Source organism: Petrimonas mucosa (assembly GCF_900095795.1).
Classification (GTDB): Bacteria; Bacteroidota; Bacteroidia; order Bacteroidales; family Dysgonomonadaceae; genus Petrimonas; species Petrimonas mucosa.
In genome coordinates, this window is the sequence record NZ_LT608328.1 from 2,467,155 (window position 1) to 2,492,830 (window position 25,676).

Genomic DNA, 25,676 nt, shown 5'->3' on the forward strand with positions numbered 1-25,676 from the left:
CCAAACTATATTTTTAACGAACTATTGCAGTAATCTATTCCCAACGAAATACATTCTTTTGTGGCATTCATAAATTCAAAGTTCCCACCAACACCAGCGAATTTAATCTCTTTCTGGTTGTATTTATGAAGAATCGCTTTTAGTTCGTCATCAAGGGTTGTTGTTATCGATTTTGGACCTGAAATGACAGCTATTGATCCAAATCTATCTTTCCCACAATATCCAGACTCGTCACTAAATATTTGGAAATTTTCTTTATCCATGGCTTCCAAGATTCATTTCACCAAACTCATCAACTGCTTGTAGTTTTCCACCACGTCGAATTTCACCTTATCACTGCTGATCGCCTGAAAGTGTTTCCGGGCGCAGGATATTTTTGCTGACTCCACTTCCCTGAGCTCCATGGTGGAGATATCGCCTTTGGTCTCTGCCACGAAATAGACATGCTTCACCGCTCCTTCATTGAATGCGATGGCCCAGTCGGGATTGTATTTCCCCACCGGAGTACTGATATAAAATCCCTTGGGAAGCTTTACATAAACGCTCACCTCACTGCTAATATCCAGTTGTTCGGCAAATGGTTTTTCCACAGAGGGAGAGTCGAAGATCACGTAATCGTACAAGTGTTTATTTGCCGCTATTGCGTTCACCCCGAGCTTGCCTTTCAGGGTTGGTTCCGTGAAGATCTCTGTGCCAAAACTGTCGTTCAGCTTGTTGTAAGCAATATGTTGAATGATCACCGTAGCTTTCTCCTCATTGATCAAGTTGGAGCATTTGAGAATAAACTCCTCGGGATTGAGCACGAACTGGTCGAACACCGGTTTCTCGATGCCGGTCAGGATTTTTACCACCGTATTGCGGGTCAGTCCCGTTTCAGCCACCACCTTGCCCACCAGGTCATACTTCACGTTGCCGTTCACTGCAGAGTGCACATCGATGTGTTTCGACGATTGCTGCTTGAAGCCCTCTCCTACTTCTAACGATTCTTTTGACTCAATCTTTTCCAAAGCTCCCGAGGTGACGGTGAAAAAGATCCTCGACACGTGTAAATGGTTGTTCAGTCGCTGAATCGCTTTGCGTACCAACTCCTCCGTCTCGAAGTCCACCACATAGGCCGTCTTCGTGTTGATGTTCGCCCACAGTTTTTTAAACTCCTCCCGGTTGAACTTCTGTTCATCGAAACGGAGTTCCACGTTGTTGTCCCGTGCATTCTCGGGAGCAAGCATCTTCGGGTTGTAGACCGAATCGAGGATATGCATCACCGACTCCTTGCTGGCTTCCACCTCCTCCGGCAGTTGGAAGCTGCCGTTCTCCTTGTCCTCGTAGTACTTATCGGTCAGGGTCCCCGCCTTCACATAACCATAGCCCGCCAGGCTCTCGTAGAGTACCAGGGCCGCCTCCTCGCTTACCGGATAGGGATTACCCTGTTTATCTGAGAGCACCTTATCCTTGAACAACGCGGGAGAAACTTTCTGTGGCCGGTCGGCAATCACCTCGGCAATCTCGGTCTGTAGTGCTTTCGCAAACCGGTCGTAGCTCTCGCTCGCGATCACCGTCAGCTGGTTGATGTGATGCACCTCGCTTCCCAGAAAATTGGTATCCATGCGCTCCCCCTCCTGGTTCACACACAGGCGGAGTCCCCGTCCCACTTCCTGCCGTTTGCGGGTTTCCGCATCGCTCTGTTTCAGCGTGCAGATCTGGAACACGTTCGGATTGTCCCATCCTTCGCGCAACGCAGAGTGAGAAAAGATAAAGCGTACCGGTTCACTGAAAGAGAGCAGCCGCTCCTTATCCTTCATGATCAGGTCGTAGGCATCGGTGTCCACACTCTCCCGGGTGCTTCTTTCCACTTTTCCGTCCACGAACTGATTCTTCCTTTTGTCGATGGAGAAATATCCCGCATGTGTTTTGTCTGCCGTGATCGATTGCAGGTAACTGATATAGGCATCTTCGCCAATTTTCAGTTGCAGGCTGTTCACCACATCGTCGTACTCCTCCTCGAACATATCCGCATAGGAACCGTTAAACGCATTGCCGGAAGCATCGTACTGCTTGTATTTGGCCACTTCGTCGATAAAAAAGAGGCTCAGCACCTTAATACCCCTGAAGTAAAGCATTCGTTCACGTTCGATATGCGACAGGATGGTCTCCCGGATCTGGATCCGGCGAAGCTGCTGCTCGTTCACCGCCCCTTTCACATCGCCGGCAAATAGCTTGATACCATTCTGAAATGTGATGGAGTTGTCCCGTCCGTCGATATTTGTCACGGTGAATCCATCCCGGTACTGTTCAAGTAATCCCGACCGGTCGTACAGGTTGTGTCCGATCTCGACTTTCCGGACTACTGCTTTCACCCCGGCGGACTGCTTCACCTCGAATCCCAGGTTTGCGGTGGGACTCTTCTCCTTGAAGAGATTGATCCCCTCCAGGTAGAGATATCCTTCCGTCGCGGTAGTACCGGTCTGGGCAATCCCTTTCACCGCGATCTTCTTCACCAGCTTCTTGTTGTAGGCCTCCATGGCATCCAGCCGATAGATCAGGTTATAGAGGCTATCCTTCTTGTGGGTGGCCGAATAACGCAATGTGAACAACGGGTTGAAACCCTTCAGGTTCTCTTTGGTCTGTTTTCCCTCCACCGATTGCGGTTCGTCGATGATCAGGATGGGATTGGTTTTGGCAATCACATCAATCGGCCTGCGGCTGCGGAAGCTATCCAGTTTCATGTAGATACGCCTGGCATCCTTTCCCCGGGCGTTGAACGCCTGGGCATTGATGATCATCACGTTGAGCGAGTTGTCGCTGGCAAAACGGTCGATCTCGGTCAGTTGGGACGAGTTATAGATAAAGAACCGGATCTTTTTTCCGTAGTCCTCGGTGAAGTGTTCCTGCGTGATCTGGAACGACTTATATACCCCCTCGCGGATGGCAATGCTTGGCACCACGATGATGAACTTGCTCCAGCCATACCGCTTGTTAAGCTCGTACATCGTCTTGATGTAGGTATAGGTCTTTCCCGTACCCGTCTCCATCTCGATGGTCAGGTTGTATCGTCCTTCCAGCGCCGACGATGGCGGGATCTGGTGCATCCGTTGAATCTTCCGGATGTTCTCCAGAATCATCTCGTCCGTCAGTTGCGGAACGATCTTATGGTTCTTGAATCCGGTAAAATCGTATATCTCGCCCTGCCCTTTAGAATCTCCCCTGTCGATCAGGTAATTGATTTCCGACAAATAGGGCTGCCCGGCAAACACATCGCATACCGCCTTGGCAGCCTCCTCCTGGAACTTCTGGTGTTTAAATTTCAGTTTCATCGCTTCTAATCTCTTTGTGTCTTTGTGTTTTAATGTCTCAACTATTCGGGAATTCCGAATAGTTGAATTAAATCACCTTAATGGTTGTTTCAGGAGAAAGTGTCTTGAATATCTCAGTCACGTTGATCTTGTCCGGACTGTTACGGAACGAGCTGTCGCGGAACACCACCCGCAACGGTTTCCGTCTGGCAATCTCCCGGATCACCTCTTCCGGCACATGCTCTTCAAAGCAGGCCACCAGATCGGTATCATTCACAAAGTGCACATCCTTCCCACCAATCTTTTCGGTGATGTGGGGCAATGAGAGCGGCACACCCCAGTCGAGCAGTACTCCATACAGCAAGTCAATATCGGTGCGGTCATCCTTGATGTTGCTTTCCAGGTCCAGAAGCATCTGCTGGTTGTATTGCGATGGACTGTAATAGACATCCTTCATATTAGTGCTGTCCACTTTCAGTACCCGGAAACCGGTGTCAACCATTTTTACTTCTTTATCACCTTCAAATAAATCACCTTTGGTTGATTTTGCCTTAAGTTCTTCTTCAATTTTCTTTCCTGCCCTGCGGATACGCTCTTTCCCGATCTCGCAGATGTTCTTGTACCCCGCCTTGTAAGCCTCTGATTTGGGATCGGTCTCTTCTGGCAGCTGCACCATGATGAACTTACGGTTACCCCCATCTTCCGCATTGAGTTGCATTACCGCGTGGGCGGTTGTTGCCGAACCGGAGAAGAAATCGAGAATAATGTCATCTTTTTGTGAAGAAAACCTTAATAATCTATCAATTAAGCTTATTGGTTTGGGGTTAGAGAAAAAAGTAGTTGTTCCAAAAATTTCTTTTGCTTCTAACGAAGCATGGGTATTCAAAATACCCTAGATAATATTTTTGTATGGTGAACTCCTTTTGATAGGTTTACCTTCGTTATCTACGTTTAAATATATTTTATAATATACACTCCAACCACTTTTTTTTGAAGTTGAAGCTTGGATCTCAATAAATCCATTTTTCAAACCCCATTCTACTTTATCTTTACTCCATTTCCATCTCCAACCATCATTGAATTTATAAATTCTTCCATTTGGAAAAGTAGATTTACCATCAGAAGTTGATATTTCATAATCAAGACTTTCATGATATCCGAGAGTACCTCTATCTAAATTATCATAATAGTATGGACCTCTTTCTTCAAAAAATTCATCTCTGAATTTGTATCTTTTTTCATCGTGAGCCTCTTCATTCTGATTGAAAACTGAATTGCTTATGTTTTTAGCAAATACTAATAAATATTCTGTTATAGTTGCAATAAGATTAGCATCAGATGAACCTGTTTTTTTTTGCCAAATTATTGATGCAATCATATTCTCCTCCCCAAACACTTCATCACATATCTTTCGAAGATTGTGTACTTCATTGTCATCAATCGATATAAAAATTACCCCATCATCTGTCAACAGGTTGCGGGCTAATTGCAGACGTGGGTACATCATGCTGCACCAATCGGAATGATAGCGGCCGTTGGTTTCAGTATTTTTAAACAGCCGGTTTTCTTCCTCATCGAACAGACCCAACTCTTCCTCGTAATCCTCCTTCGAGACCTTGAAATTGTCGCGGTATATAAAATCGTTCCCGGTATTGTAGGGGGGATCGATGTAGATCATCTTCACCTTGTTCAGGTAGGAGTTTTGGAGGAGCTTTAGCACATCGAGGTTGTCGCCTTCAATATAGAGATTCTCGGTAGTGTCCCAGTTCTTGCTCTCCTCTTTACAAGGTCGAAGTGTCTTACGAATGGGACGGTTTCCTTCAATGATGGATTGCTTCTTCCCCACCCAGGTGAATTCGTAGCATTCATCCCCATCGACCACCTCATCGGATAACAGCTGCTTTAATTGGTCGAAGTTCACGGCTCGTTTCAGTTTGCCGTCGGCATCTTTGGTTTCGGTAATGGCACTCGGGAAAAGAGCGGCTATCTTGTCGATATTTTTCTCCGTGAAGTTCACTGTTTCCTGTGTTAATTTTTCCATTGCAGATGATTTGTATCTCTATTGTATTAATTGCTTGATTGATTTTCTTACACCCTTACCAGACGCATCAGGGGTTCGAATGAATAAAGGGCTGCCCTTCTGCCAGACGGTTCTTCTTTCTGAACCAGGTATCCTGCATCCAGTAATCTTTTGATGATGTTACCTGCTGTAGCAGTGGGAATTCCTGTATTCCTGATGAATTTATTGTTACGGAAAACCGGATTGGTGAAAATAAAATCCAAAATCTCCGTGTTCCATTTTGAAGCCAGCAGTTTGACAAACTCCGACTTCATCTCCTCATAGAGGTTGTATATCTCTTCCGAGATATCCAGGTTGGATATTGCCTGAGCTTTTACTGCTTCCAGAAAAAAACGGATCCACTCGTTCCAGTCTCCTGTCTTGGATACGTTTCTCATGGCTTTAATATAAAGTTCTTTGTTCTGATCAAAATAATCACTGATGTAAAAGTAGGGTTGCGACAACATCTTTTCCATCCACAGATGCAACGTGATCAACATCCTTCCTATCTGTCCGTTTCCATCCTGAAACGGATGCAGGGCTTCAAACTCGAGATGGATGATGGCCGTTTTCACTAGGGACGGGAGTGAGCTGTCCGATATAAAGTGCATCAGTTTATCCAATCCTTCCTGCAAATGTTCGGGACTGATGGGAACATATTCAACGTTCCTACGTGTTTTATCAGCAAGGAAATTCTGCGATGTTTTGAATTCCCCAGGCGATTTGCTGGCACCCCTACCGGCATAAAGCATTTGCTGGTGGAGTTGTTTGATAAAGTTCACATTGAATTGGTACCTGGAATCCAGAACCTGTTGCGCGTTCTTCAATGCACGTTGATAAAGGACTATCTCAATCACATCCGATTTTGCCTGTACCGAAGCGGTTCCGTCATCATCTGCCTCATACTGCATGATCTCATCCATTGTGCTGATGGTCCCTTCGATTCGCGAGGAGAGCAGAGCTTCTCTGTTACGCATCGGAGCCAGTAGAATCTCATTGTTATGCATATTTTTCAGCATCTGGTCGTAACGTGCCAGTACATCGGTGGCACTTAACAGTTCACTGATAAAGAGGGAGTAATCAATCTCCTTCGGCGGAAATGCTCCATAATGATATTTGACGGAATCTTCTGTATTGTATTGCATAACAAAGAAAATTTGCAGTTTGACAACAAAAATAGCGTTAATTATGTAACGTACGCAATTTCTTTACAAATATTACTGTTAAATTGTTGTCTAAATGTCTTGTCTCCGAAACATGTACTCAAACTTATTTGAATTATCCCAATAAGACTATACGAATTGTTTTAAAAACTTCAGTGCATGTTCTCTGTCAAGAATTTCATGTATTTTTTGGTTTTCATAGCTACGTAAACAACGATAGCAGGAAGGAGAACATTTACAAGTATCCAGTAAATTTATTGCTCTCTTTATTACTGCTTTTAATATTTCTCCATCTTCTGTTACAAGACGTCTTGAATGTCCTGCACCACCCGGAACAGCATCGTATATTATAATCTTATGTTCCATTTTCCCATTTGTTTTCTTATAAGTTAAGCATGCCTTAATATCTCGTCTTTCAATGCTGAACTCATGCGCAAAAGAATTAAGTAGAGCATGCATTACCGACAACATTGTTGAATAGTCTGAAGTATCACATTCAAAGGATATTTTTGCCACATCTGTTTTAAATTCATGATGCAAGCTATATCTTATGAGTGAAGTATTACTACATTTGCCTTTTCCAAAAGGATTATTATGACTCTTATTATTCTTTTCTATTCGAGCAACACCTGGTCTGTAGTCTTCATATTCTGATAATTTACTTGCTTCGTCGCTTGCGATTGAATATCCACATTTTGGGCATACGTAAAAAAAGTCAGTAGACTTAACCACGAGAGAATCGTTCGCAGTGGATTCAACCTCTAATTTGATATTTTCAAATTCATATTCATATTTACTTTCCATTTAAAATCCCAATAAAATTGGACAATTCATTTTAATTAACTTTTAAATTTTATCTTTGCATCAGGGTGTTAAGAGGAAACAGGCTCTGCCGGGGGGCAACCTGTCAGCAATAAGCACCCTGACGGTATGCAGTAATGCTACTTTAGGAGGTGGATATTCTGCCTCCTTTTTCAGTATTACTGACACTGTCCATATGGCTAAGAAAACCCGATCCTACATCCTACGGTAAACAATCTTTCCACAGCAGACTACCCGGCCTTGCGGCGGGAGCTGCAAATTCCTGTATCAGTTTACGATAGGCGGGGGTCACATACTAATTTAAGCAGACTTCAAAGCTGCAATAATATGACAGTGTTTCCCCCGTGGAAAAATTGCTTACACTGTAGGATTGTATGTTAATTGACAACGCACGGCACATATTCCTGTCCATGTTTGAGCACGAAAAATATCCTGTTCACCAGTTTACGGGCTACCTTGACTATGGCCTTCTGGGCATTCATCCGTTTACGGTATCCCTCATAGGCCAATGTCATTGCCGGATCTTTCCTTATGGCTATCCATGCAGCCTCGATTATGTAACAGCGCAACATCGCGTGCTTGCGAACCGTGATGTTGCCGTCGCCCTGACTTTCCCCGCTGGAGTGGCACATGGGAATCAGTCCGATGTAGGAAGCCAGTGCGTCGGCGCTGGAAAACCGGTGGATATCGTCTATCTCGACCGCCAACGACATGGCGGTGGTTATCCCTATTCCCGGAACCGATGCAAGCAGGCGTATCGGCTCCTTGAGTACTTCACTGCGGGATAATGCGCGCAATATCCGCGTTTGTTCGAGAAGCATGCCGCGCAGGCGTACAAACTGCTCTATGTGTATGTTCAGTGCCTGCCGCCCATATTCGGTGGAAAGCGACACTTCGCGCAGCCATGCCAAAAACCGCTTTGACCAGTTCCCCACCGAATGACGTGTAAATTCTTCCGGGATGTCTATCCCGTGAAATCGCAGGAACGACTTTATCCGGTTCTTTTCCCTCGTGGTGTCTTTTACGATCCTGTTTCTCAACCTTATCAAAGAACGCATTTCCAGGGTGGCGACATCCGGCACGTAAATGCCTTTTAATGTTCCCGACCGTAATTCCCTGGCCAGTTTCCCGCAATCAACCGCGTCGGTCTTGCGTAATTTCTCCTTGCTCATGGTCGGCACATCAGCCGGATTGACAACGATGTTGTTGATCCCTAATCCTGTCAGATTCTCGTGTATCCAGAACCCGCAGAATCCCGCTTCGTAAACCGAATGATAATCCGCTCCCGGATAATGGGTTGTCAAAAACTTGTGCAGCGATTCCGGACTCGGATCCTGCCTGAACTTCTTCAGAACAGAATGTTGGGATAACACTGCCACCGACCAACTTTTCAAATGGGCGTCGATTCCTACGTAAATATTTTGCCCTTTGAAATCTAATTTGTTACTTTGTCCTCTGTTCATAAGCTATATTGTTTAAGTTAAGATTGTTATCTCTCAAAAACAAAGTTAACTAAAATGATATAGCTTTTTTACTGGACTACCTATCCGTCTTTTACAATTTCAAACATAGGAACTAATTGGATAAGCCGTTTCGTCACCAATATAGATGGCATCTGTTCTATATTTACGTTCTTGTGAACGAAGCGGGACGTTTTTTATTTCCTCTTCTGCGATAAAACCTGCCCTTGGCTCAATACTTTTATAGAAATCTCTATTTTTTAGTATATGGCCACAAATGGCACACGGTATTCCATCTGTACCTATTGGCATTTTCGAATAATTTATTTCATCACAGATTGAGCATTTTGAAAAATATCCAGTCTCAAAGTCGCTCATTTCGCTTTTGTTTACAATAGGTTTTCTAATGTAACGACTTGTATATAAGCCACCGTCGGCAACCACTTCAGATGACGGTGCATATTCGGCAATGGCAACTGATAAATCGCGACTTAAGTTTAATGATTTGAAACTTTTTGCAGCAATATTCTGAGTTAATTCTACAGAATCAACAGGAAAACCATATTTTGGAAGAATATTACCTCGAACCAGAAAATCAATCAAATCGTTTTTTTGATACCTTTCTAATTTCCGACTAAATATAGTAGCAGTATCTACATCTCTTGCTCGAATTGCCTTTTCGTATTCCCTTTTTAAATACTCGACATTCTGTTCAAACTCCTTCATGATTTTTGAAAATATTCCTTGCTCACCAATAAATTCTTCTAACCATTCATAACTATTGATGTATTTGTTTTTCAGTTGTTTATCTGTGATTGAAATAGAATTTCTTAATAAATCGGATAATTCAACTGGTTCAGATTTAAGCCAATCAAGAAAACCCAGATACCCCTTTTCGTTAATAAATGGTTTCGCATTATTAGCGGAATACAAATCTGGATTGATTTTTAAGTATAAACTTAAAGCCACGGCGTATATGTGACGTTTTAATATTTTCTCATTATCTAAATTGAACTTTGGTGGATAAATCACTCCATTTATCATTTCTATTGGACTATCGAAGAAAGTAAAATCATGAGAACTTAACCTTGCAAATGTCAATGCAAAAGCGGCTGCATCTATTCTTCTACCTGCACGTCCGACTCTTTGTGCATAATTCGATGCGAGAGGTGGAATATTTCGCAAAAATACTGTTTCCAATTCTCCGACATCAACCCCCATTTCAAACGTCGTAGAACAAGAAAGAGCGTTAATCTCTTTTCGAATAAATTGTTGCTGATAATCTAACGCATCCTTTTTTGCAAGTTGAGCAGTATGTTCCTTAACAAATAAAGGCGATACTTTTTCACTTTTATATAACATTGCATAATAATTGTCGTTGCAAAATTCTTCGGAGTTTAATCTTTCCAGTATTCCCTCACAACCAATTTGAATACAATTATTGCCTATATTAAATTGAGTTACTTTACCGCACTTTTTACATTTCCAAAGAACTGCATTATTCCCTAAATTGACTTTGAAATAATTTGCGGGAATAAAATAACCTTTACCATCATTTGTTTGAAGTTTGAATTTGTTATTGTCTGATACCAAATAATCCCAGTAGTTACCTAAAAACTCAACTGCTTTATCACCATCTAATTGGAGAATTTTTGTTGTGAGCCATAATTTATTCGAACGATAGTATTTTTTTTCTCCGCTTTTCAATATTCTTGGAGTAGGCATGAAACCTTGAGAATTAAAAACAGAATCATCCTTGTACTTAGTTATAAATTTCTGATATGGTGTATAATACAAGTATTCCCTGTCATTAGGATTTATATCTGTTATTTTGTCTGTAATAATTGCAGCCGATCTTACAATTTCAAACGCGAGGAAATTTAGGAAATTCTTTGCATCCTGTTTGGAAAGATTAAAATTTTTGACAACCACCTGAATAATATCATCGCTATTTCCAAGATATTCAAAAGAGATTTTACCCAATGAAACGAGTGATGTATCTCGATTGCAATTATAAAGCTCATTAAGGACAGCAACCCATGCATTACGCCGATTTTCGGTAATTGACGATTCTATATGGTCGGAATTGCTTTTACGAAACAAATTCAATCCTGAATAATAATTGTCAAGTACGCTTACAAAATCACTAATGTTCAGACCTTCTTTATAATTGCTTTCTTCTTGTGTAACTACATTCCAAATTCCTCGTCGACGTAAAAATTCTTTATAAGATTCACTTAAATAGCAAGCAAATTTTGCAGCTCCCTGACGGCTGTCTGAGAAAATTAGAAATTGACTCCCTGTTCTTGATTTAATTTTTTTCTTTTCGACTTTTTGTAAAAATGGATTAGTAGTTGATTGTTCTTCAGCGTTTTCTTCAACATCAAATTTATATTCTGGTATTTGTTCGTATAAAGAGGTTGCAATAACTGCTGTGGCTGCATCATACCCCAAATTAAATCGTCTCAAATGTCCACCACAATTTAAACAATTATCTTTGGGCGATTTAAAAATCTTTATTTGTTGAATGTTTCCACAAGTACACCAACTATTATGAGCCTCGTCCTCTTCCACTATTGCACCGCAGTTTTTGCATAAATAAAAAACTTTATCTTCATTTTTCTTCTTCGCTTTTATCTTGATTTCATTTTTACCGTTTTCTTCCTCTTCTTCAAATAAATTTTGGTTGTATTGCACTTGATAATAACTCAGTTCATCCAAATTACTTGCTATAAGCAGTTTACCATTTGTTACCTTTCCAAGAATAGCAATTTCTCCACAATCTTCACAAACAGCAATTTCAAACATTTTTGCTGTTTTTTCATATGCAATAGGAAAATGGTCTCTTCTTATTAGCGACAAACTATTTTTGTAGTCAAGTGCTAAATAACAGCCATCTAATGCTTTGAGAAAATAATGATATCGGATATCAATGAGCGGTTTCCCATTTTTTCTTGCTTTCGCACACAACGCAATAAATCTTACTGCTTCCTGGCTTGTTATTTCAAGAAGTTCGGCAAAATCACTGAGTTTTAATAAACTGCCCTTGCTTCTCATTTTAGCATAAAAACTCGAAGAAGAAATGATATCATATAATACTTCTGCCTCTCCTTCCTCTCTTTCTTTAGAGTATTTGAAATCAAGGTTGTACTTATCTAAAATATCATTAAAGAAATTTTCCTCATTTGCTAAGTCAGTAAATAATTGAATCGGATATTGATAAATTTTAGATGACTTTTGTGAGTTATCACGATAGGCTGTTATTATCTCATCAGTGGTATAATTACAACCTGTTAATCGTTCCGCAAATTCAACGACCCTCTCATTACTTGATGGGCTACCATCTCCTAATGTTGCTGATGTTAGAATAAATTGAGGCTTTCTTTTACCGGTTATCCTGCCTTTTAATCTTCCCATTAGAAATGCAGTTTCAATTCCAGTCGCCCCTGCATAAACGTGCGCCTCATCCAATACTACGAATTTGAAATTGGAATTACTGAATATTGAATCATCGCCTGGTCGAAAAAGCATGTGTTCTAACATGGCATAGTTTGTAAACAAAATATGGGGTGGGTGTTCCTTCATCCTTTCACGGGACACCTCCTCATTTGGCAACCTCTTTCTCAATTCCGGATATTTTTCGTTGGCATACATTGCTTCATAAAGCTTAATTGCATCCATTTCTCTATTTTCCGTACCACCATTATAAACCCCAAAACGAATATCAGGGTATGCCATCAGAATTTCACGCAGTCCTTTAATCTGGTCGTTTGCCAATGCATTCATCGGGTAAATGAAAATTGCCCTGACTCCATCATTCAGTTGCCCTTTTTCTTTTTCTCGGAGTAATTCGTTGATAACGGGAATCAAAAAACAATTTGTTTTACCACTCCCAGTACCTGTTGATACTACTAAATTTTTTCCAGAGACAATTTTCTCAACAGCCTTTTCCTGATGTAAATACAAAGGTCGGGAAATGGGAAGTTTTGGTGGGTATTTTTTTTTGCTTTCCAAATCTCTAAAAAGTGGTGACAACGTTCCATTATCAATCAATTCTTCAATTGATTTCCCAGATTTAAAAGAATCTTTTATTTCAACGAATGGTCCGTTTGAAACAGTTTTATCTAACTCTTCAACTAATTTTTTCTGCAGATTTTGATTGCGAAAATGAAAGGTAGTACTGATATAACCAATGTACTCTTTCTTAATTTCATCTGCTGCTTTTGCCGGATTAAACATCTTCTTCTTCCTTAAATTTGTAAAGTATTATTTCATCATAACGATTGTCCTGCTTTTGAATGTTGCAAATACCCTTACGCAATTTATCACAGAATAAGTTACCAATATTAATTTCTCTTCCTTCCAAACCAGCTGCCAGCCATAATGTGTTATTGTCTCTTAATTCAATTCTTACAGGATTAATAATATCATAAGTCCCTTTTTCATTTATCATGGTGTTTAACACTCTTGTATTACCATTTTGGTCAATTACATGCAATCGTCCAATATAATAGATAGTTTCAGAATCTTCTAAATACTGCAATTTGTCAATAAAGTAATTTGGAATAAAGGGAATCCATTCGGATTTTTTGCTGTTAAAACAATTTGCGCTTAACAACCTTATCTTTTTGTACTTAAATCGAAGTTTGTCAGGTGAGCCAATCAGCAATTCCCCCTCAAAGATTAGTTGATAATTTTCTGCTTTTGAGAAGATATTTTTGTCTTTAATTTTTACCTGAATTTTACATATATCTTCATGCAGATTCCTAATTTCACAGGTCTTACAATCGATTTTAGATCGAAAATTATTATCAGGTGATTTAATGATAAGAAAAAATTCATTGTTTTTATCTCCGATAAAAGTATCTTCCACATTCCAAAGCACTTTTCCATCAATGTATGACAATGGATTTGCAATAAAATGCTCTTTTGTGGAAACAGTAAAAATTTCAAAAATCTCTTTCCCATAAACAATACAAACAGAAATATCTGTTATGCCCTCATTGGCATAAATTGCCCTTCCGATTTCAAATTTTCCATTTTGATTTTTGATAATTTCAAATGATTCTCCATTTACCTTGCCCAATATTGTAATGTCATCATTTTCATTGGGATTATCAATTTCTAATATATCCCCATTTGCTAAAAAATCTTTATACCATAATTTTCTGTTAATGGGTTCATTGTGCCAATCATTGTTGTTTATTCTCCATCTTAGATATGCAATTTTTATCACTAGCATGCCATCATTGATTGGACATTTTATCTCATTATCTTGTTTGCTCCACGTTAATACTATATCTTCATCACCATTGTATACAGTTAGCTTTCGCTCAATATCACCGTAATAAAAAGGATGATTAAACTGTATTTTAAGATTCGGCATAACAATTAATGTTTCTCTTAAGATTGTTAATTCTTTTTCGTAGGAATATAAAATGATTTCGGTTGGATTATTTTCAGGAATCAAACCCATTACTTTTAAACCAAAATGATAGCAACCGCTTTCAATTCTTTCAAAGCCAAGTTCGTGCAATTTATGAGCTTTATCATCAATTCTCAATTCTAATGCTTTCAAATTGGTATTTTCTGGAATCAACAATTTAACACCACCAGAATAGACCATACAAGAAATATCATCAAAGAACCATTCTACATTTTGTACCTCTCCAATCAAACAAGGAGTCTTACCTATGCTTGCTGTTTTTGTCTTATCTACGAAAAAAACTTGTTTTATTTCACCCGATAAACTTTCACCTGCTTTAGGATATATATTATATAAATTAGTTCCATATGTTGTCAATTCGTTTGGTACACTTTTTAACGCATCAATGTCCTTGGAATATACGAAATAATTATTCGGCTTATTTATTTGACTTAAAACTTCTTTTTCTCCCTCAAATAAAATAAACTCCCTATGTAATGATGTCGCTTTGTTTCTTTCTGAATCAAAAATTATCTTATGATTTTCTTTAATTTCAACTCTCAGATTAATTGCATCAGAATATTTCAACAAATCATTCAATTCCAATTCAATTTGTTTTGTCGCAACAACTAATTCGCCACGTTTTGTTTTAATTTCTTCAGAACGAATCTGTTCTCCATTCACAAAAACCTTAAGCGACACAATGCTGTTGTCATCATCCAGTCTGATTGAAGGAATGTAGATAAAAACAGAACTATCGTCTCTTATATATTTCGCAACAATATCTCCTTTTGAAACAGTTGGAACTCTCCTTTTCCGGTTTGTATCACCAGATACTTTCTCAGATTCAGATTTATTTTTCCACCATTCTACGATGTAATGTTTTAATCTTGTGTCTTCGTTAATCGGCTCTTTATAGAACAATTTATTGATATGAAAAAGCGTATCTTTTATAAACTCAACAAAATCAATGAATAAATCCTCATTCAGAGCAAAAGACCGTAAACCAATTTTAATAGAATATACACTTGAGCCGATAGTAACTTTTTTGTCTTCACGATACCCATGACCTAAAAAATTTGCGATTTCTGAGGCAAATCTTTCACATTGCCATTCGTCATCATTAGTAAAACCAAAATCCAAATCATTTTTGAAAATATTATAACATAGGTCATAAAATGAAAAAATACTATTCTTCGGAGCAAATGAATGCATCATCAGGGTTGAATAGTACTTTTTGCCTGTCAAAACAATAGGAATTAAGTGTTTTCTTCCCAACTGCGAGATAACATCTGTAAAAGCTTGATATAACTTTTGGTTGATATAATCCTCATTTATTAGATGTTTGGATATATAATCCCAAAAACGACTGTTTTCTTCGGTGTCGTCTTTATTATCAAAATCCTTCCATCGTTTTGCAATTTCAACAAGAGTGGCAAATATTAATTTATGGTAATTCTCTTCAAACACGTTACCATAAGAAAGAAGAGAACTACATAAAAGACCAACATTTTCAAGCAGTGCTGAATACTCATCTTCAGTAAAATCATAGTTGCCTAATAATTTATTCTCTGCGAAAATTCTGTCTATTTTTTGAAGCAATTCGGATATGTCATTTTTTTGCACATCTTTGCATGGTATTCTACGCTTTTGGGGAATTGTCCATAACTGGTCATCTTCAGCAATTTTTTCATTTGAAATAATATGAGGATTTATTTCAACTTCAATATTTTCAGTACCATTATTGCTTTCAGGTTCATTAAGTAAAGTGTTAATTGTGACACTATTATCATATTCTATTTGATCATTTACATCAATTTGTGTTTTCTCATTTATATTTTCTTCTTTCACAAATGGTGTTTGTCCCGTTTCTGTTCTTGATTTATTATTTCTTCCACAATCGTTTATGTCTTCTTGAATATTTGAGTTAGTAAAATTGCTAATTTCAGGATTTTTAATCTCAATTGAAGTAACATCAAAAGTGTCTCTCTTACCTTTAGATTTGTGAAGATTTCTTTTTCGTATTAATCGAACAATTAAAAATATAATAGTCGCACTAAATGCGATTAAACTTACCCAAATAGATGACGGATAAGTTTGTGAAAATTTAATTATTTCATTAACGTATTCCATAATAATTGCGTTTATCAGGTTATATTAATTCTTCCAGAGTGTTGATAGAAAATCTTCATCGAGGCAGCGATTTCTCTTTATCGGTTGTATCTAACAACTGTTTCTTCAGTACTTTTATTTCCATCGATATTTGAAGCTGAAGATTGAACTGTACCTCCTTTTTCAGTTTGGCTTCCAGCCGGGCAATCTTGTTTCTGATCTTCTCCGCTTCCTGTTGCTGTTCCACTGCTTTGCTAAGTTCCCTGCCGGGCTCTTTCTTCAATTTGTTGCCGGCAATCTGATAGACAAAGTTGTGGTAAATACGTTCCAGATCGAGTCCCGTAATGGAGAGGGTGACTTCCTCTTCAGGTTTCCAATCGGTGGTGTATGACTCCACAATCCGGAATTTCCCTTTCACGTTCTCGTATTCTTCCTTGTAGTGAATCAACAAACGGTACTCACTTTTAAACCTGAGGATAAAGAGGATATGCCTGGGGATGACTCTCTCAATCACCTCAAAGATCTTCTCGTTACATTCCTTTTTTTTGAGGAAAACGGTCAGCACGTCTATCTGCCGCACCTTATCGCTCCTGTTCACGTTGAGGGTTTCGGCTGTGAGGGTATGGCTCCAGACAATCTGTTCAATATCATCGATCATGGCTCTTTTTACGATGGGAGTCATCGTGGCATGGGTGTAAAAACTCTCTTTCGGCAGCCTGAGGCCTTTGTGGGTGGATGAAGGGAACTGAATCATGATCAGGATGATTTATGTTTCACAACCAGAAAGCAGATCAGTTCAAAATCATGCAGCCCTTTGATGGCTGCGCCCGTAGGGATGGTGTCGGCAGTCGTGAAGAAGCTTTCAATTTCCTTTTCGGTTTTCACCTGAACGATGGATCCTATCGCCGCTTCCAGGAGACGGGAGTAACGATCCAACTTCCGCCCGTCGTGTGTCTCCGAGTTAAATTCGCGGCACAGTTCCACGATCGGCTCAGACCTGCCCTTGCAGAGATGACGCATCGTGTCCAGCAGCTTCTTCGGGGAGAGATGATTGCAGATCACCTCCTCATTGGATGAAATGTATACCATGTAGAAGGGATGCAACCGATTCTGGTTATCGATGTTCACGCCGTTGCTGATGTTCTTCAGAATGTAAAAGACGCCTTCGGGAGCATCATCACTGGCTTCCACAATGGCATGCAGCCCGAATGGAGCGTGGTTGATATCGGGATCGGATTTCATGTATTCAAGCAGGTCGAGCCGGAACTCGTTCAAGCCAAGATCCATTATTGAGATACCACTGTTCATCTCTTCAATATCGACCACTTCATCCATCAGCCGTTGTAGTTGCTGCTTGCGGTATTCCAGATCACCCTTTTCCTCCTCGCTGATGGGATTGTCATCACCCGTGGCGGTCATCACCGAGATCTTCATCCGTGTCTCCACCCTTGCTTTCAAGTTGATGTAATCATCGAGCGAGAGGTCTGGCCAGAAGTTGACCAGTTGGATCACCTCGTTGCGACTTCCAATACGGTCGATCCGTCCGAACCGCTGGATGATGCGCACCGGGTTCCAATGGATATCATAGTTGATCAGGTAGTCACAGTCCTGCAGGTTCTGTCCCTCGGAAATACAGTCTGTGGCAATCAGGACGTCGATCACATGGTGATTCTCCGGCATAATCAATTCTTTCTGCTTGGAGATTGGGGAGAAGCAGGTAAGCACGGTGTTCATGTCGTTACGTAGCCGTGGACAGGTGGATCGGCCTTCCACCGAGCCGGAGATCAGCGCGGTGTTGAGCCCGTATTGCTGTTTAACATGGGCACTGACATGTTCGTAGAGGTATTCCGATGTGTCGGAGAAAGCGGTGAAGATTAAAATCTTCTTATTATCACCATTGATGGGGTGTGCCATCTTATCGTCGATAACCGAGAGCAGCGTCTGCAGTTTGTAGTCGTGCTCAGGGGTAATGTCATTGACAAAGAAGAGCAGTTCATGCAGGATGGCACTGTCATGTGCCAGCTCTGCAGCCCAGGAAGCGGTATCCATATCGGCCAGGGAAATTTTCACCTTTCTTCCCACGAAGAGATCGGTATTCTGGTCATCGATCTCCAAATCGTTTTCACTGACCAATCCTTCCACCTGAAACGATTCGGTGTAGTTCTTCGAGTTGATGGTCTCGAGGGTATCGTCGATCAGCTGCTTGATCTTGGTTACGGTGAGACGGAACGAATGGACCGAGCTCTCGAGTCGTTTCAGCAGGTTGATGTTCATCAGCCGCTGGATGCCCTTTTCACGGTCGGACTGACGGAAAAAGGTGTTACCCATATCTCTTCCGTACTTTTTTTCATACTTCTCCTGCCTGCTGGGAAAAACATATTCCGAGGGGGTATAGATGCTCAGGTTGAGCTGGGTGAGCAACTCGTATATTTCATCGTAGTTGATGGCTCCATTCTTTTGGGTAAGCGACGGACGGATGGAGACCGGTTTCAGACGTGTAGGAAAGTTTCCAACTGCGGTAGTATCATAATATTTCTGAATGTGCTTTCTGGAGCGGGCGATGGTGACGCTGTCGAGCAGTTCGAAGAAGTCGAAGCTTAACATGTCGAGCAGCGTATTGGTGGTTCGCTCTTCCACACCCAGTTTGCTCCACCGGTTATAGGCAGCCTGCGCCTGTCGGAAAATATCGTCGATGCTCTGTTTCGTATCCAGCAGCTGCTCAATTTTTTCGGGTTCACCTTCGTAAGCAAGCGCCAGCTGGTTGCGCAGGTCGAAGAAGCGGTTGTTTACCGGTGTGGCGGAGAGCATCAGCACCTTGGTGCGAACGCCTGTACGGATCACCTTGTTGAGCAGCTTCAGGTAACGGTTCTCCTTCTTCTCCTCATCACCATAGATCTGTCCGCCGTTGCGGAAGTTGTGGCTCTCATCGATCACCACCAGGTCGTAATTGCCCCAGTTGATCCGGTCGAGCGGCAGCCCGTTGGAGTTGCCGTTGTCGCGGGACAGGTCGGTGTGATACAGCACATCGTACCGCAGGCGATCCTTGGCAATGGGGTTGTTGGTGAGGTTGCTGCGGAAGGTGATCCAGTTGTCGCCCAGTTTCTTGGGACAGAGTACCAGCACCGACTTGTTCCGGTTCTCGTAGTACTTTATTACCGCCAGGGCGGTAAATGTTTTGCCAAGCCCCACACTGTCGGCCAGGATACAGCCATTGAACTTCTCCAGCTTGTTGATGATGGCCAGGGCGGCATCTTGTTGAAAATTATAGAGTTTGTTCCAAATCTCACTCGATTTGAAGCCGGTGGCCTCGTTGGGCAACACATCCTCCGAAAGATCTTCCAGAAACTCATTAAAGATATTGTAGAGGGTGATGAAATAGATATACTCAGGGGCATTCTCCCGATAAACATTTGAAATGTGTTCCACTACCTGATCGGTCACCTCCTGCATCCGTTCTTCATCCTCCCACAGCTCGTTGAATACTTCCAGGTACTGTGCACTCAAAGGAGCAGCAATGCGGTTGATGAGGCTGAACATCTGATTACCCTTCTCTTTTCCCAGATCCACCGTGGTAAAACCGTTCACCGGGGCATAAGCCACCTCTTCCTCCTGACGGAGATGGATAAACCCGCCCATCTGGTCGTGGGTAGTGTTGGTCTTGAAACGTACCCGCTGACGGATCCATTCGGCACACTCTCGTGCAATCGCCTTTTGAGACAGTTCATTCCGTAGTCGCACCTCGAACTCTGTTCCATACAGGCTCCGCTCCCGGGTTAACTGTGGAATGAAAAACTCTCGCTTCTCCTTGGGCGTTTTCTCTCTCAGAAAAGTGGGTGAGGTGAAGATAAAGCGCAGCTCATCAATCGCCTGCAACTCTTTCTTCAGTTCCTGATAAGCGAAGATTGAGAAACTGGCAGCAGCTATCGAAAGCTTACTCCCCCTGCCTATCGTTTTTTCTAACTCATCCCCGAGCTTATGGTTGATGTTGTCGATTAACTTCATTGAACTTACCAAGTGTCTCTAATTGGACCAATATTAAAATAATTGAATCGTCTGTATATCTTTATTTAATTCACAAAAATCATCAGACCATTCGAACTCAATATCAATCTTGCTGTAACTACTATCTTTACTCATGAAAGCTCGAATTTCGATATCAATGTTGTTTTGGGGTCGAATGTCAATGGGACAAGGATTGTTAGCAACTTGAAAGTTACCCATCTCTGGAATAATAACGTTTACGTTTCTAGCAATTGCTTTTCCTTTGTTGTAAACTTTAATAATCCTTTTATACCTATCTCCCTTTATGATGTGTGCTTCTATAATGGCTTTCTTCTCATCTACTTTTTGTTTCTTAATTAATTCAAGTTTATATTGATTAATCTTTTCATCTTGACTTTTAATTTTTTTGTCGTGCTTGCAATACGTAAACACACCCCATAATAATGCTAAACAGGAGATAATTAAACCAGCAACTGCCATAATTATTTTATTTTAAAATTTTTACTCCCTTTAAAGATTTTATTAAACGAATCATCCAACGCTTTCTGAGCATCTTTCTCAATTTCAGTCTTCATTCTCAGAATTTCATCGTCTATATAGGGTTGGTTCAACTCAACTAACTCATCATATCCACCGGGATATTCCTTTCCACACCGATTACACTTAACAGACAATTCGTTTTCAACGCAATCCAAATCAGTATCTCCACAAACGATACATCTCAATAAAATGTTCCTATTGTAATTTTCTTTCATGAAAAATAATTGTGGTGATCCTACTTGATATTCCTGACATTGGTTTCATTCCAAGCTGGCTGCTCAGTCATCTTGTGTTATATCACTGGAAGTAAGTTGATTTTCTTCATCAAGCAACATAAGCTGGGAAAAGTCAACCGTTTCATCAATAAGCTCTTCATCATTCTTATACTCACCTTCTTCAGAGATAGCCTGTTCTCGCATGATTGGTTTTCCCATGGCCTTTTCAATTTTCTGCAAGATGCGTTCCTTTCTGTCATTGAAGAAACCTTTAAAGTCGTCCTTATACATAAATTCAGGATTGACGACATGTGACTTTAATATTTCAATAAATTCATCATCTGATACACCAACATTTTTCTTTATACGGTCCAGATATTTGCTGGGTGCATCTCCACTTACAATACGATTTGTTCTGCCCGATAAGGGTGTTTTGTTGATGATAGAATCATATTCGTCACGGGAAATGGCATTTTCTTTTTTTTCACACCACGCCACCGGGAAAATATGATGAATATCTATCGACTCAGAGAAGTAAGTACTGATATCAATCTTCGTTCCTGATAACCAGTCTCTGGTATTATCATCCATCAGTATAGCATAGATTCCCTTATATGCGGCACTATTTCGTGTTCTCAGTGTATGTAGTCGTGACGGAACAAAATTGGCATCATAGATTGTTTTCGGTTCAGGACCATTCTTTAATATCCAATCAACAACCTGTACAATGTCGAGGGCATATCTTGTTTCGTTTGCAGAGCCATATAATTCACCGAAAACACCGCACCAGAACCACCGCATCAACTTGGTTTTGTTTCCCACATTGTCAATATCCTTTCCCAGTTGTGAGAGAATGGCTGCCATAGGCACCAATTGAGTTGTATATGGGACATCTCTTGAGTGAAAGATATGGTTTTCTACGAGAATTTTGGAGGCTTTGATAAAACCATCCACAATCTGATTTCTATACTTTTTATAATCAGACAACTCCAGATTGAGCATCTCTTTCCTCTTGGCACTTACTGCAGGAAAGTTATCTTTTTGACCCACCTGCTCAAGATCAATTTTTCTCCGATAAGTAGAAAAGAGAGTGATAGCCTGAATAAAATCAATCTCACTGGTCTTATCGAGTACTTTAAAAGATTTGAATTTCGATTTAATATGATTCCAATCTTCCTTCAGATCAAATTCTTCAGAGGCAAAAGAAGCAGTAAGCAATTCAAAAACAGAGAGCGATACACCACCCGTATTTACCTTTTCAAAAACCTGGCATACTGCTTCCTTAGGATTATCTTTAGTCATTTCAATCACAGGAAGCGAGTAATTATTAAAACCCAGAATAATTCTTCTGTGGAATTCATTCCAAAACTTAATTTTTTCCTTGTCATATTCCCAAAATTCGAAAAAAGATGGGAACCATGTATCATACTCGTCTATAAGGCTAACGGGGTACATCATGTTCTCAAATTCCTTCTCTCGGGTTGTTAGATCCAATACTACATCGCGACCAATATTCTCAGTTACTATTTTGTTTTCGTTGATTGAAAATATTGCTTCTTCAAGATCAGTATCCGGATCCAGGGCTTTCTGCATATCAATATAATACCACCTTTTTATCTCATACCCCTTAGCATTTCTTGTTTTTACAACTTTATTGGATATGATTGCCTGGTAAAGTGACGTGAGCCGTTGCTGTCCATCAAGAATCAACATCTCTGGTTTTTTGCCGTTTACATCAGGTGCACCCTCAATGGCTTTTGTCTTGAACCGGATGGATTCATTTCCGTTTTCAAGCAGCATCACCGCTCCTATGGGAAATGACTTCGCGACACTAGCTAATATTCCTTTTATGCGATTGTCATCCCATACCCATCCTCGTTGAAAGTCGGGCAATTGAATTTTCCCTTCATGGATACTCTTTAATATCTCATACAGACTGGTTTTTTTTGAATCAAATGTTTCCATAGCAGATCAAGCTAATTCAAATATTTAGAAAAATTATTTTGTTCTACAAGTTAAAATGATTTACAAATATATAAAATTAAAACAGCAAAAGAGTTAAAAAAAGTTTTCTAAACGACCAATAATTTTTCTTAATGTATATCCGCAGTTATTCCTAAAGAATTTAGCGGAAAAATAGTTATAAATAAGTTCGCAAATGCTTACACAAATCACAGATATTCATTATATTTACATTCTGAACACATGTAATATTTCAAGCTATGAATATCCTGGATTTTGCTATAAATTACCCCGATGAGGAAACCTGTCGGGAAAAATTCAAACAACAAAGAGACCAAATGGGAGTTACCTGCCGTCGTTGTAATTGTAAGGAGCATTATTGGCTGGAAAACAAGCAGGCTTACGAATGCAAGCGTTGCCAAGCGCGCCAGACGCTGCGTTCGGGCACGGTCATGCAGCATTCCAACCTGCCATACCGTTACTGGTTCGTGGCCATGCACCTGCTCACGGCTACCAAGGGCTCCTTTTCCGCCGCCGAGATACAGCGACAGCTGGGGCACAAGCGTTACCAGCCCATATGGGAAATGGTCAATAAACTGCGTGACGTGATGGGCAAGCGTGACGACAAGTACACGCTCGAGGGCGCCATCGAGCTGGACGACGCCTTCTTTTCCACCGAGATATCCGTTGAAGAGAAGGAGAAACCGTTGAAACGCGGCCGTGGAAGCCAAAAAAGACCAAGGTCCTGGTGATGGCTGAAAGCAAAACGGTTGAAAACCCCAAACCGGGTAAAAAACCCAAGAAGGCCAGATACCTGAAGATGAAAGTCATCAACGACTTGAAAGCCGATACAATTACAAAGAATGTCAAAGAGCATGTCGAAAGCACGGCGGATCTGACCACCGATGATTCAACTTCTTACACTAAATTGAAAGAGCATGTTCATTCACATACGGCATCTGTTATTCCACACCAGGATCTTTCCAAGGTGCTGCCCTGGGTGCATACCGCGATCAGCAATGCCAAACGACAGCTCCTGGGCGTGTATTACAAGATAAAACCAGAATACTTGCAATATTACCTCAACCAGTTCTGTTACAAGTTCAACAGGCGTTACTTCGGCGAGAACCAGTTTGACAGGCTGTTGATAGCCGCCGTATCGTGTGCGCCTGATTTCAAATCAAGAATTTACAATAGGAACTATTGCGGATAATCATTTATTGTTTTGTGTGGTTACTTTCCGATGCAGAACTTACTGAAGATATTCCCCAGTATCTCGTCCGTGGAGATCTGGCCGGTGATCTCCCCTAGGTAGAACATGCACTCGCGGATATCCTGCGAGATGAAATCGCTGGTGATGCCGGTATCGAGTCCCTCTTTTACTCGGCGGACTGCCTCGAGTGCGTTCATCAGCGCTTCGTAATGACGCAGGTTGGTCACCACCACATCGTGCTCGCCAATCTGTGGAATATCGGCCGCCTTTAACAACAACTGCTGCAGCTGGTCGGTATTCTGCCGTTTTTTTGCAGAGATGAACAGCCGCTCTGCCTTAAGCTCTGGCAACAGATGCTGCTTCTCCTCCCGCTCTGATTCCGACAGAAGATCTGATTTGTTAAGCAGCAGCAGCACATGCTTGTCGACAAGTTTAGGAATAATGGATTGGGCAAGTGTATTGATCTCCTCTGTGGGAGTGGTCAGATCGATCATCCAGAGTACGATGGAGGCCTGGGCAATCTTCTGGTAGGTGCGTTCGATCCCCAGCGTTTCGATGGTGTCTGTCGTATGGCGGATGCCGGCAGTATCGATGAAACGGAAGGTGACCCCGTTGATGTTGACCGTATCTTCGATCACGTCGCGTGTGGTACCGTGAATATCGGAAACAATCGCTTTCTCCTCGTTCAGAAGCAAGTTCAACAAGGTGGACTTTCCGGCGTTAGTTTCACCGATGATCGCCACAGGAATACCATTCTTGATCGCATTGCCCAACTGGAATGAACGGGCCAGCTTGTCGATCTCCCGTTCAATCTCTTCAGTCAGCTCGTAAAGCTTCTGCCGGTTGGCAAACTCCACATCCTCTTCGGCGAAATCGAGCTCGAGTTCAACCAGCGATACGAACTGCAAAAGCTTGTCCCGAAGTTCAGCCAGCTTACTGGCAAATCCGCCACGCATCTGATTCATGGCTACTCGATGTGATGCCTGCGACGAGGAGGCGATCAGGTCGGCCACCGCTTCGGCCTGACTCAGGTCGAACTTCCCGTTTCCGAAAGCGCGGCGCGTAAACTCACCCGGCTTTGCCAGCCGGACCCCCCTGGCAATCAATGCCTCAATGATCTTCTGCTGGATATATACCGAACCATGGCACGAAATCTCCACACTCTCCTCACCCGTGAACGAACGGGGGGCGTGAAAAACGGTGACGAGCACCTCATCCGTAACTTCGTTATTGAAGCGGATCTCACCGAAAAGAACAGAGTTGGCCTTTGCATCGGCCAAACGCTTACCCGAAGGCGAGACAAAGAGGGTATCGGCCACAGCAATGGATCCCTTGCCTGAAAGGCGGATAACGGCAATTGCTCCCATTCCGGGCGGAGTGGAGATGGCACAGATAATATCGTTCATATATATA

Annotated in this window: 15 protein-coding genes and 1 pseudogene; 1 reads left to right on the forward strand and 15 read right to left on the reverse strand. The window is 41.3% G+C overall.

The window, feature by feature from the left end; genetic code table 11:
* Positions 1-5: 5 nt before the first annotated feature.
* From ING2E5A_RS09945 to ING2E5A_RS10005, 14 genes are all read right to left on the reverse strand, one after another.
* On the reverse strand, positions 6-263 hold the full coding sequence (locus ING2E5A_RS09945; RefSeq protein WP_071137274.1) for a hypothetical protein: 258 nt from the start codon (positions 261-263) through the stop codon (positions 6-8).
* Positions 264-275: 12 nt separating this feature from the next.
* Positions 276-3,311: a type III restriction-modification system endonuclease gene (locus ING2E5A_RS09950; RefSeq protein ID WP_071137275.1), complete on the reverse strand. Its 3,036-nt coding sequence runs from the start codon at positions 3,309-3,311 to the stop codon at positions 276-278.
* A 67-nt stretch (positions 3,312-3,378) separates the two neighbouring features.
* Entirely contained in the window at positions 3,379-4,176 is a 798-nt protein-coding gene (locus ING2E5A_RS15605) for a DNA methyltransferase (protein WP_394332584.1), read from the reverse strand.
* 6 nt (positions 4,177-4,182) lie between these two features.
* Positions 4,183-5,331 (reverse strand): site-specific DNA-methyltransferase, encoded by a 1,149-nt coding sequence (locus ING2E5A_RS15610; RefSeq protein ID WP_197678499.1) that lies wholly within the window; start codon positions 5,329-5,331, stop codon positions 4,183-4,185.
* A 47-nt stretch (positions 5,332-5,378) separates the two neighbouring features.
* Positions 5,379-6,494: a Fic family protein gene (locus tag ING2E5A_RS09960; RefSeq protein WP_071137276.1), complete on the reverse strand. Its 1,116-nt coding sequence runs from the start codon at positions 6,492-6,494 to the stop codon at positions 5,379-5,381.
* Between the two features lie 147 nt (positions 6,495-6,641).
* Entirely contained in the window at positions 6,642-7,316 is a 675-nt protein-coding gene (locus tag ING2E5A_RS09965; RefSeq protein WP_071137277.1) for a DUF1998 domain-containing protein, read from the reverse strand.
* A gap of 395 nt (positions 7,317-7,711) precedes the next feature.
* Positions 7,712-8,797 (reverse strand): IS110 family RNA-guided transposase, encoded by a 1,086-nt coding sequence (locus ING2E5A_RS09970; protein ID WP_071137244.1) that lies wholly within the window; start codon positions 8,795-8,797, stop codon positions 7,712-7,714.
* Positions 8,798-8,896: 99 nt separating this feature from the next.
* A complete protein-coding gene (locus ING2E5A_RS09975; RefSeq protein ID WP_071137278.1) occupies positions 8,897-13,033 on the reverse strand; it encodes a DEAD/DEAH box helicase in 4,137 nt (1,378 codons plus the stop codon).
* Positions 13,026-16,352: a hypothetical protein gene (locus tag ING2E5A_RS09980; protein ID WP_071137279.1), complete on the reverse strand. Its 3,327-nt coding sequence runs from the start codon at positions 16,350-16,352 to the stop codon at positions 13,026-13,028. The genes ING2E5A_RS09975 and ING2E5A_RS09980 overlap by 8 nt, the downstream gene beginning before the upstream one ends.
* A 55-nt stretch (positions 16,353-16,407) precedes the next feature.
* Positions 16,408-17,085 (reverse strand): DUF4391 domain-containing protein, encoded by a 678-nt coding sequence (locus ING2E5A_RS09985; RefSeq protein WP_071137280.1) that lies wholly within the window; start codon positions 17,083-17,085, stop codon positions 16,408-16,410.
* Positions 17,086-17,087: 2 nt separating this feature from the next.
* Positions 17,088-20,333 (reverse strand): helicase-related protein, encoded by a 3,246-nt coding sequence (locus tag ING2E5A_RS09990; protein ID WP_071137281.1) that lies wholly within the window; start codon positions 20,331-20,333, stop codon positions 17,088-17,090.
* 33 nt (positions 20,334-20,366) lie between these two features.
* The gene (locus tag ING2E5A_RS09995) at positions 20,367-20,813 is read right to left on the reverse strand and encodes a hypothetical protein (RefSeq protein ID WP_071137282.1); all 447 of its coding nucleotides are present in this window, start codon (positions 20,811-20,813) and stop codon (positions 20,367-20,369) included.
* A gap of 2 nt (positions 20,814-20,815) precedes the next feature.
* Positions 20,816-21,088 (reverse strand): hypothetical protein, encoded by a 273-nt coding sequence (locus ING2E5A_RS10000; protein ID WP_045089955.1) that lies wholly within the window; start codon positions 21,086-21,088, stop codon positions 20,816-20,818.
* A gap of 63 nt (positions 21,089-21,151) precedes the next feature.
* A complete protein-coding gene (locus ING2E5A_RS10005; protein ID WP_071137283.1) occupies positions 21,152-23,053 on the reverse strand; it encodes a GmrSD restriction endonuclease domain-containing protein in 1,902 nt (633 codons plus the stop codon).
* 257 nt (positions 23,054-23,310) lie between these two features.
* Between ING2E5A_RS10005 and ING2E5A_RS10010 the strand changes: the two are divergent.
* A pseudogene (locus ING2E5A_RS10010) lies at positions 23,311-24,263 on the forward strand (IS1595 family transposase).
* Positions 24,264-24,283: 20 nt separating this feature from the next.
* Here ING2E5A_RS10010 and mnmE read toward each other — a convergent pair.
* Complete coding sequence (gene mnmE / locus ING2E5A_RS10015) at positions 24,284-25,669, reverse strand: tRNA uridine-5-carboxymethylaminomethyl(34) synthesis GTPase MnmE (protein ID WP_071137284.1); 1,386 nt, start codon at positions 25,667-25,669, stop codon at positions 24,284-24,286.
* Positions 25,670-25,676 lie beyond the last annotated feature (7 nt).

Coding starts and splice junctions, on each gene's coding strand:
- ING2E5A_RS10000 (WP_045089955.1), bottom strand. CDS start 21,088: ATGAAAGAAAATTACAATAGGAACATTTTATTGAGATGTATCGTTTGT.
- ING2E5A_RS09960 (WP_071137276.1), bottom strand. CDS start 6,494: ATGCAATACAATACAGAAGATTCCGTCAAATATCATTATGGAGCATTT.
- ING2E5A_RS09950 (WP_071137275.1), bottom strand. CDS start 3,311: ATGAAACTGAAATTTAAACACCAGAAGTTCCAGGAGGAGGCTGCCAAG.
- ING2E5A_RS09945 (WP_071137274.1), bottom strand. CDS start 263: ATGGATAAAGAAAATTTCCAAATATTTAGTGACGAGTCTGGATATTGT.
- ING2E5A_RS09970 (WP_071137244.1), bottom strand. CDS start 8,797: ATGAACAGAGGACAAAGTAACAAATTAGATTTCAAAGGGCAAAATATT.
- ING2E5A_RS09975 (WP_071137278.1), bottom strand. CDS start 13,033: ATGTTTAATCCGGCAAAAGCAGCAGATGAAATTAAGAAAGAGTACATT.
- ING2E5A_RS09985 (WP_071137280.1), bottom strand. CDS start 17,085: ATGATTCAGTTCCCTTCATCCACCCACAAAGGCCTCAGGCTGCCGAAA.
- ING2E5A_RS15610 (WP_197678499.1), bottom strand. CDS start 5,331: ATGGAAAAATTAACACAGGAAACAGTGAACTTCACGGAGAAAAATATC.
- ING2E5A_RS09965 (WP_071137277.1), bottom strand. CDS start 7,316: ATGGAAAGTAAATATGAATATGAATTTGAAAATATCAAATTAGAGGTT.
- mnmE (WP_071137284.1), bottom strand. CDS start 25,669: ATGAACGATATTATCTGTGCCATCTCCACTCCGCCCGGAATGGGAGCA.
- ING2E5A_RS09990 (WP_071137281.1), bottom strand. CDS start 20,333: ATGAAGTTAATCGACAACATCAACCATAAGCTCGGGGATGAGTTAGAA.
- ING2E5A_RS09995 (WP_071137282.1), bottom strand. CDS start 20,813: ATGGCAGTTGCTGGTTTAATTATCTCCTGTTTAGCATTATTATGGGGT.
- ING2E5A_RS09980 (WP_071137279.1), bottom strand. CDS start 16,352: ATGGAATACGTTAATGAAATAATTAAATTTTCACAAACTTATCCGTCA.
- ING2E5A_RS10005 (WP_071137283.1), bottom strand. CDS start 23,053: ATGGAAACATTTGATTCAAAAAAAACCAGTCTGTATGAGATATTAAAG.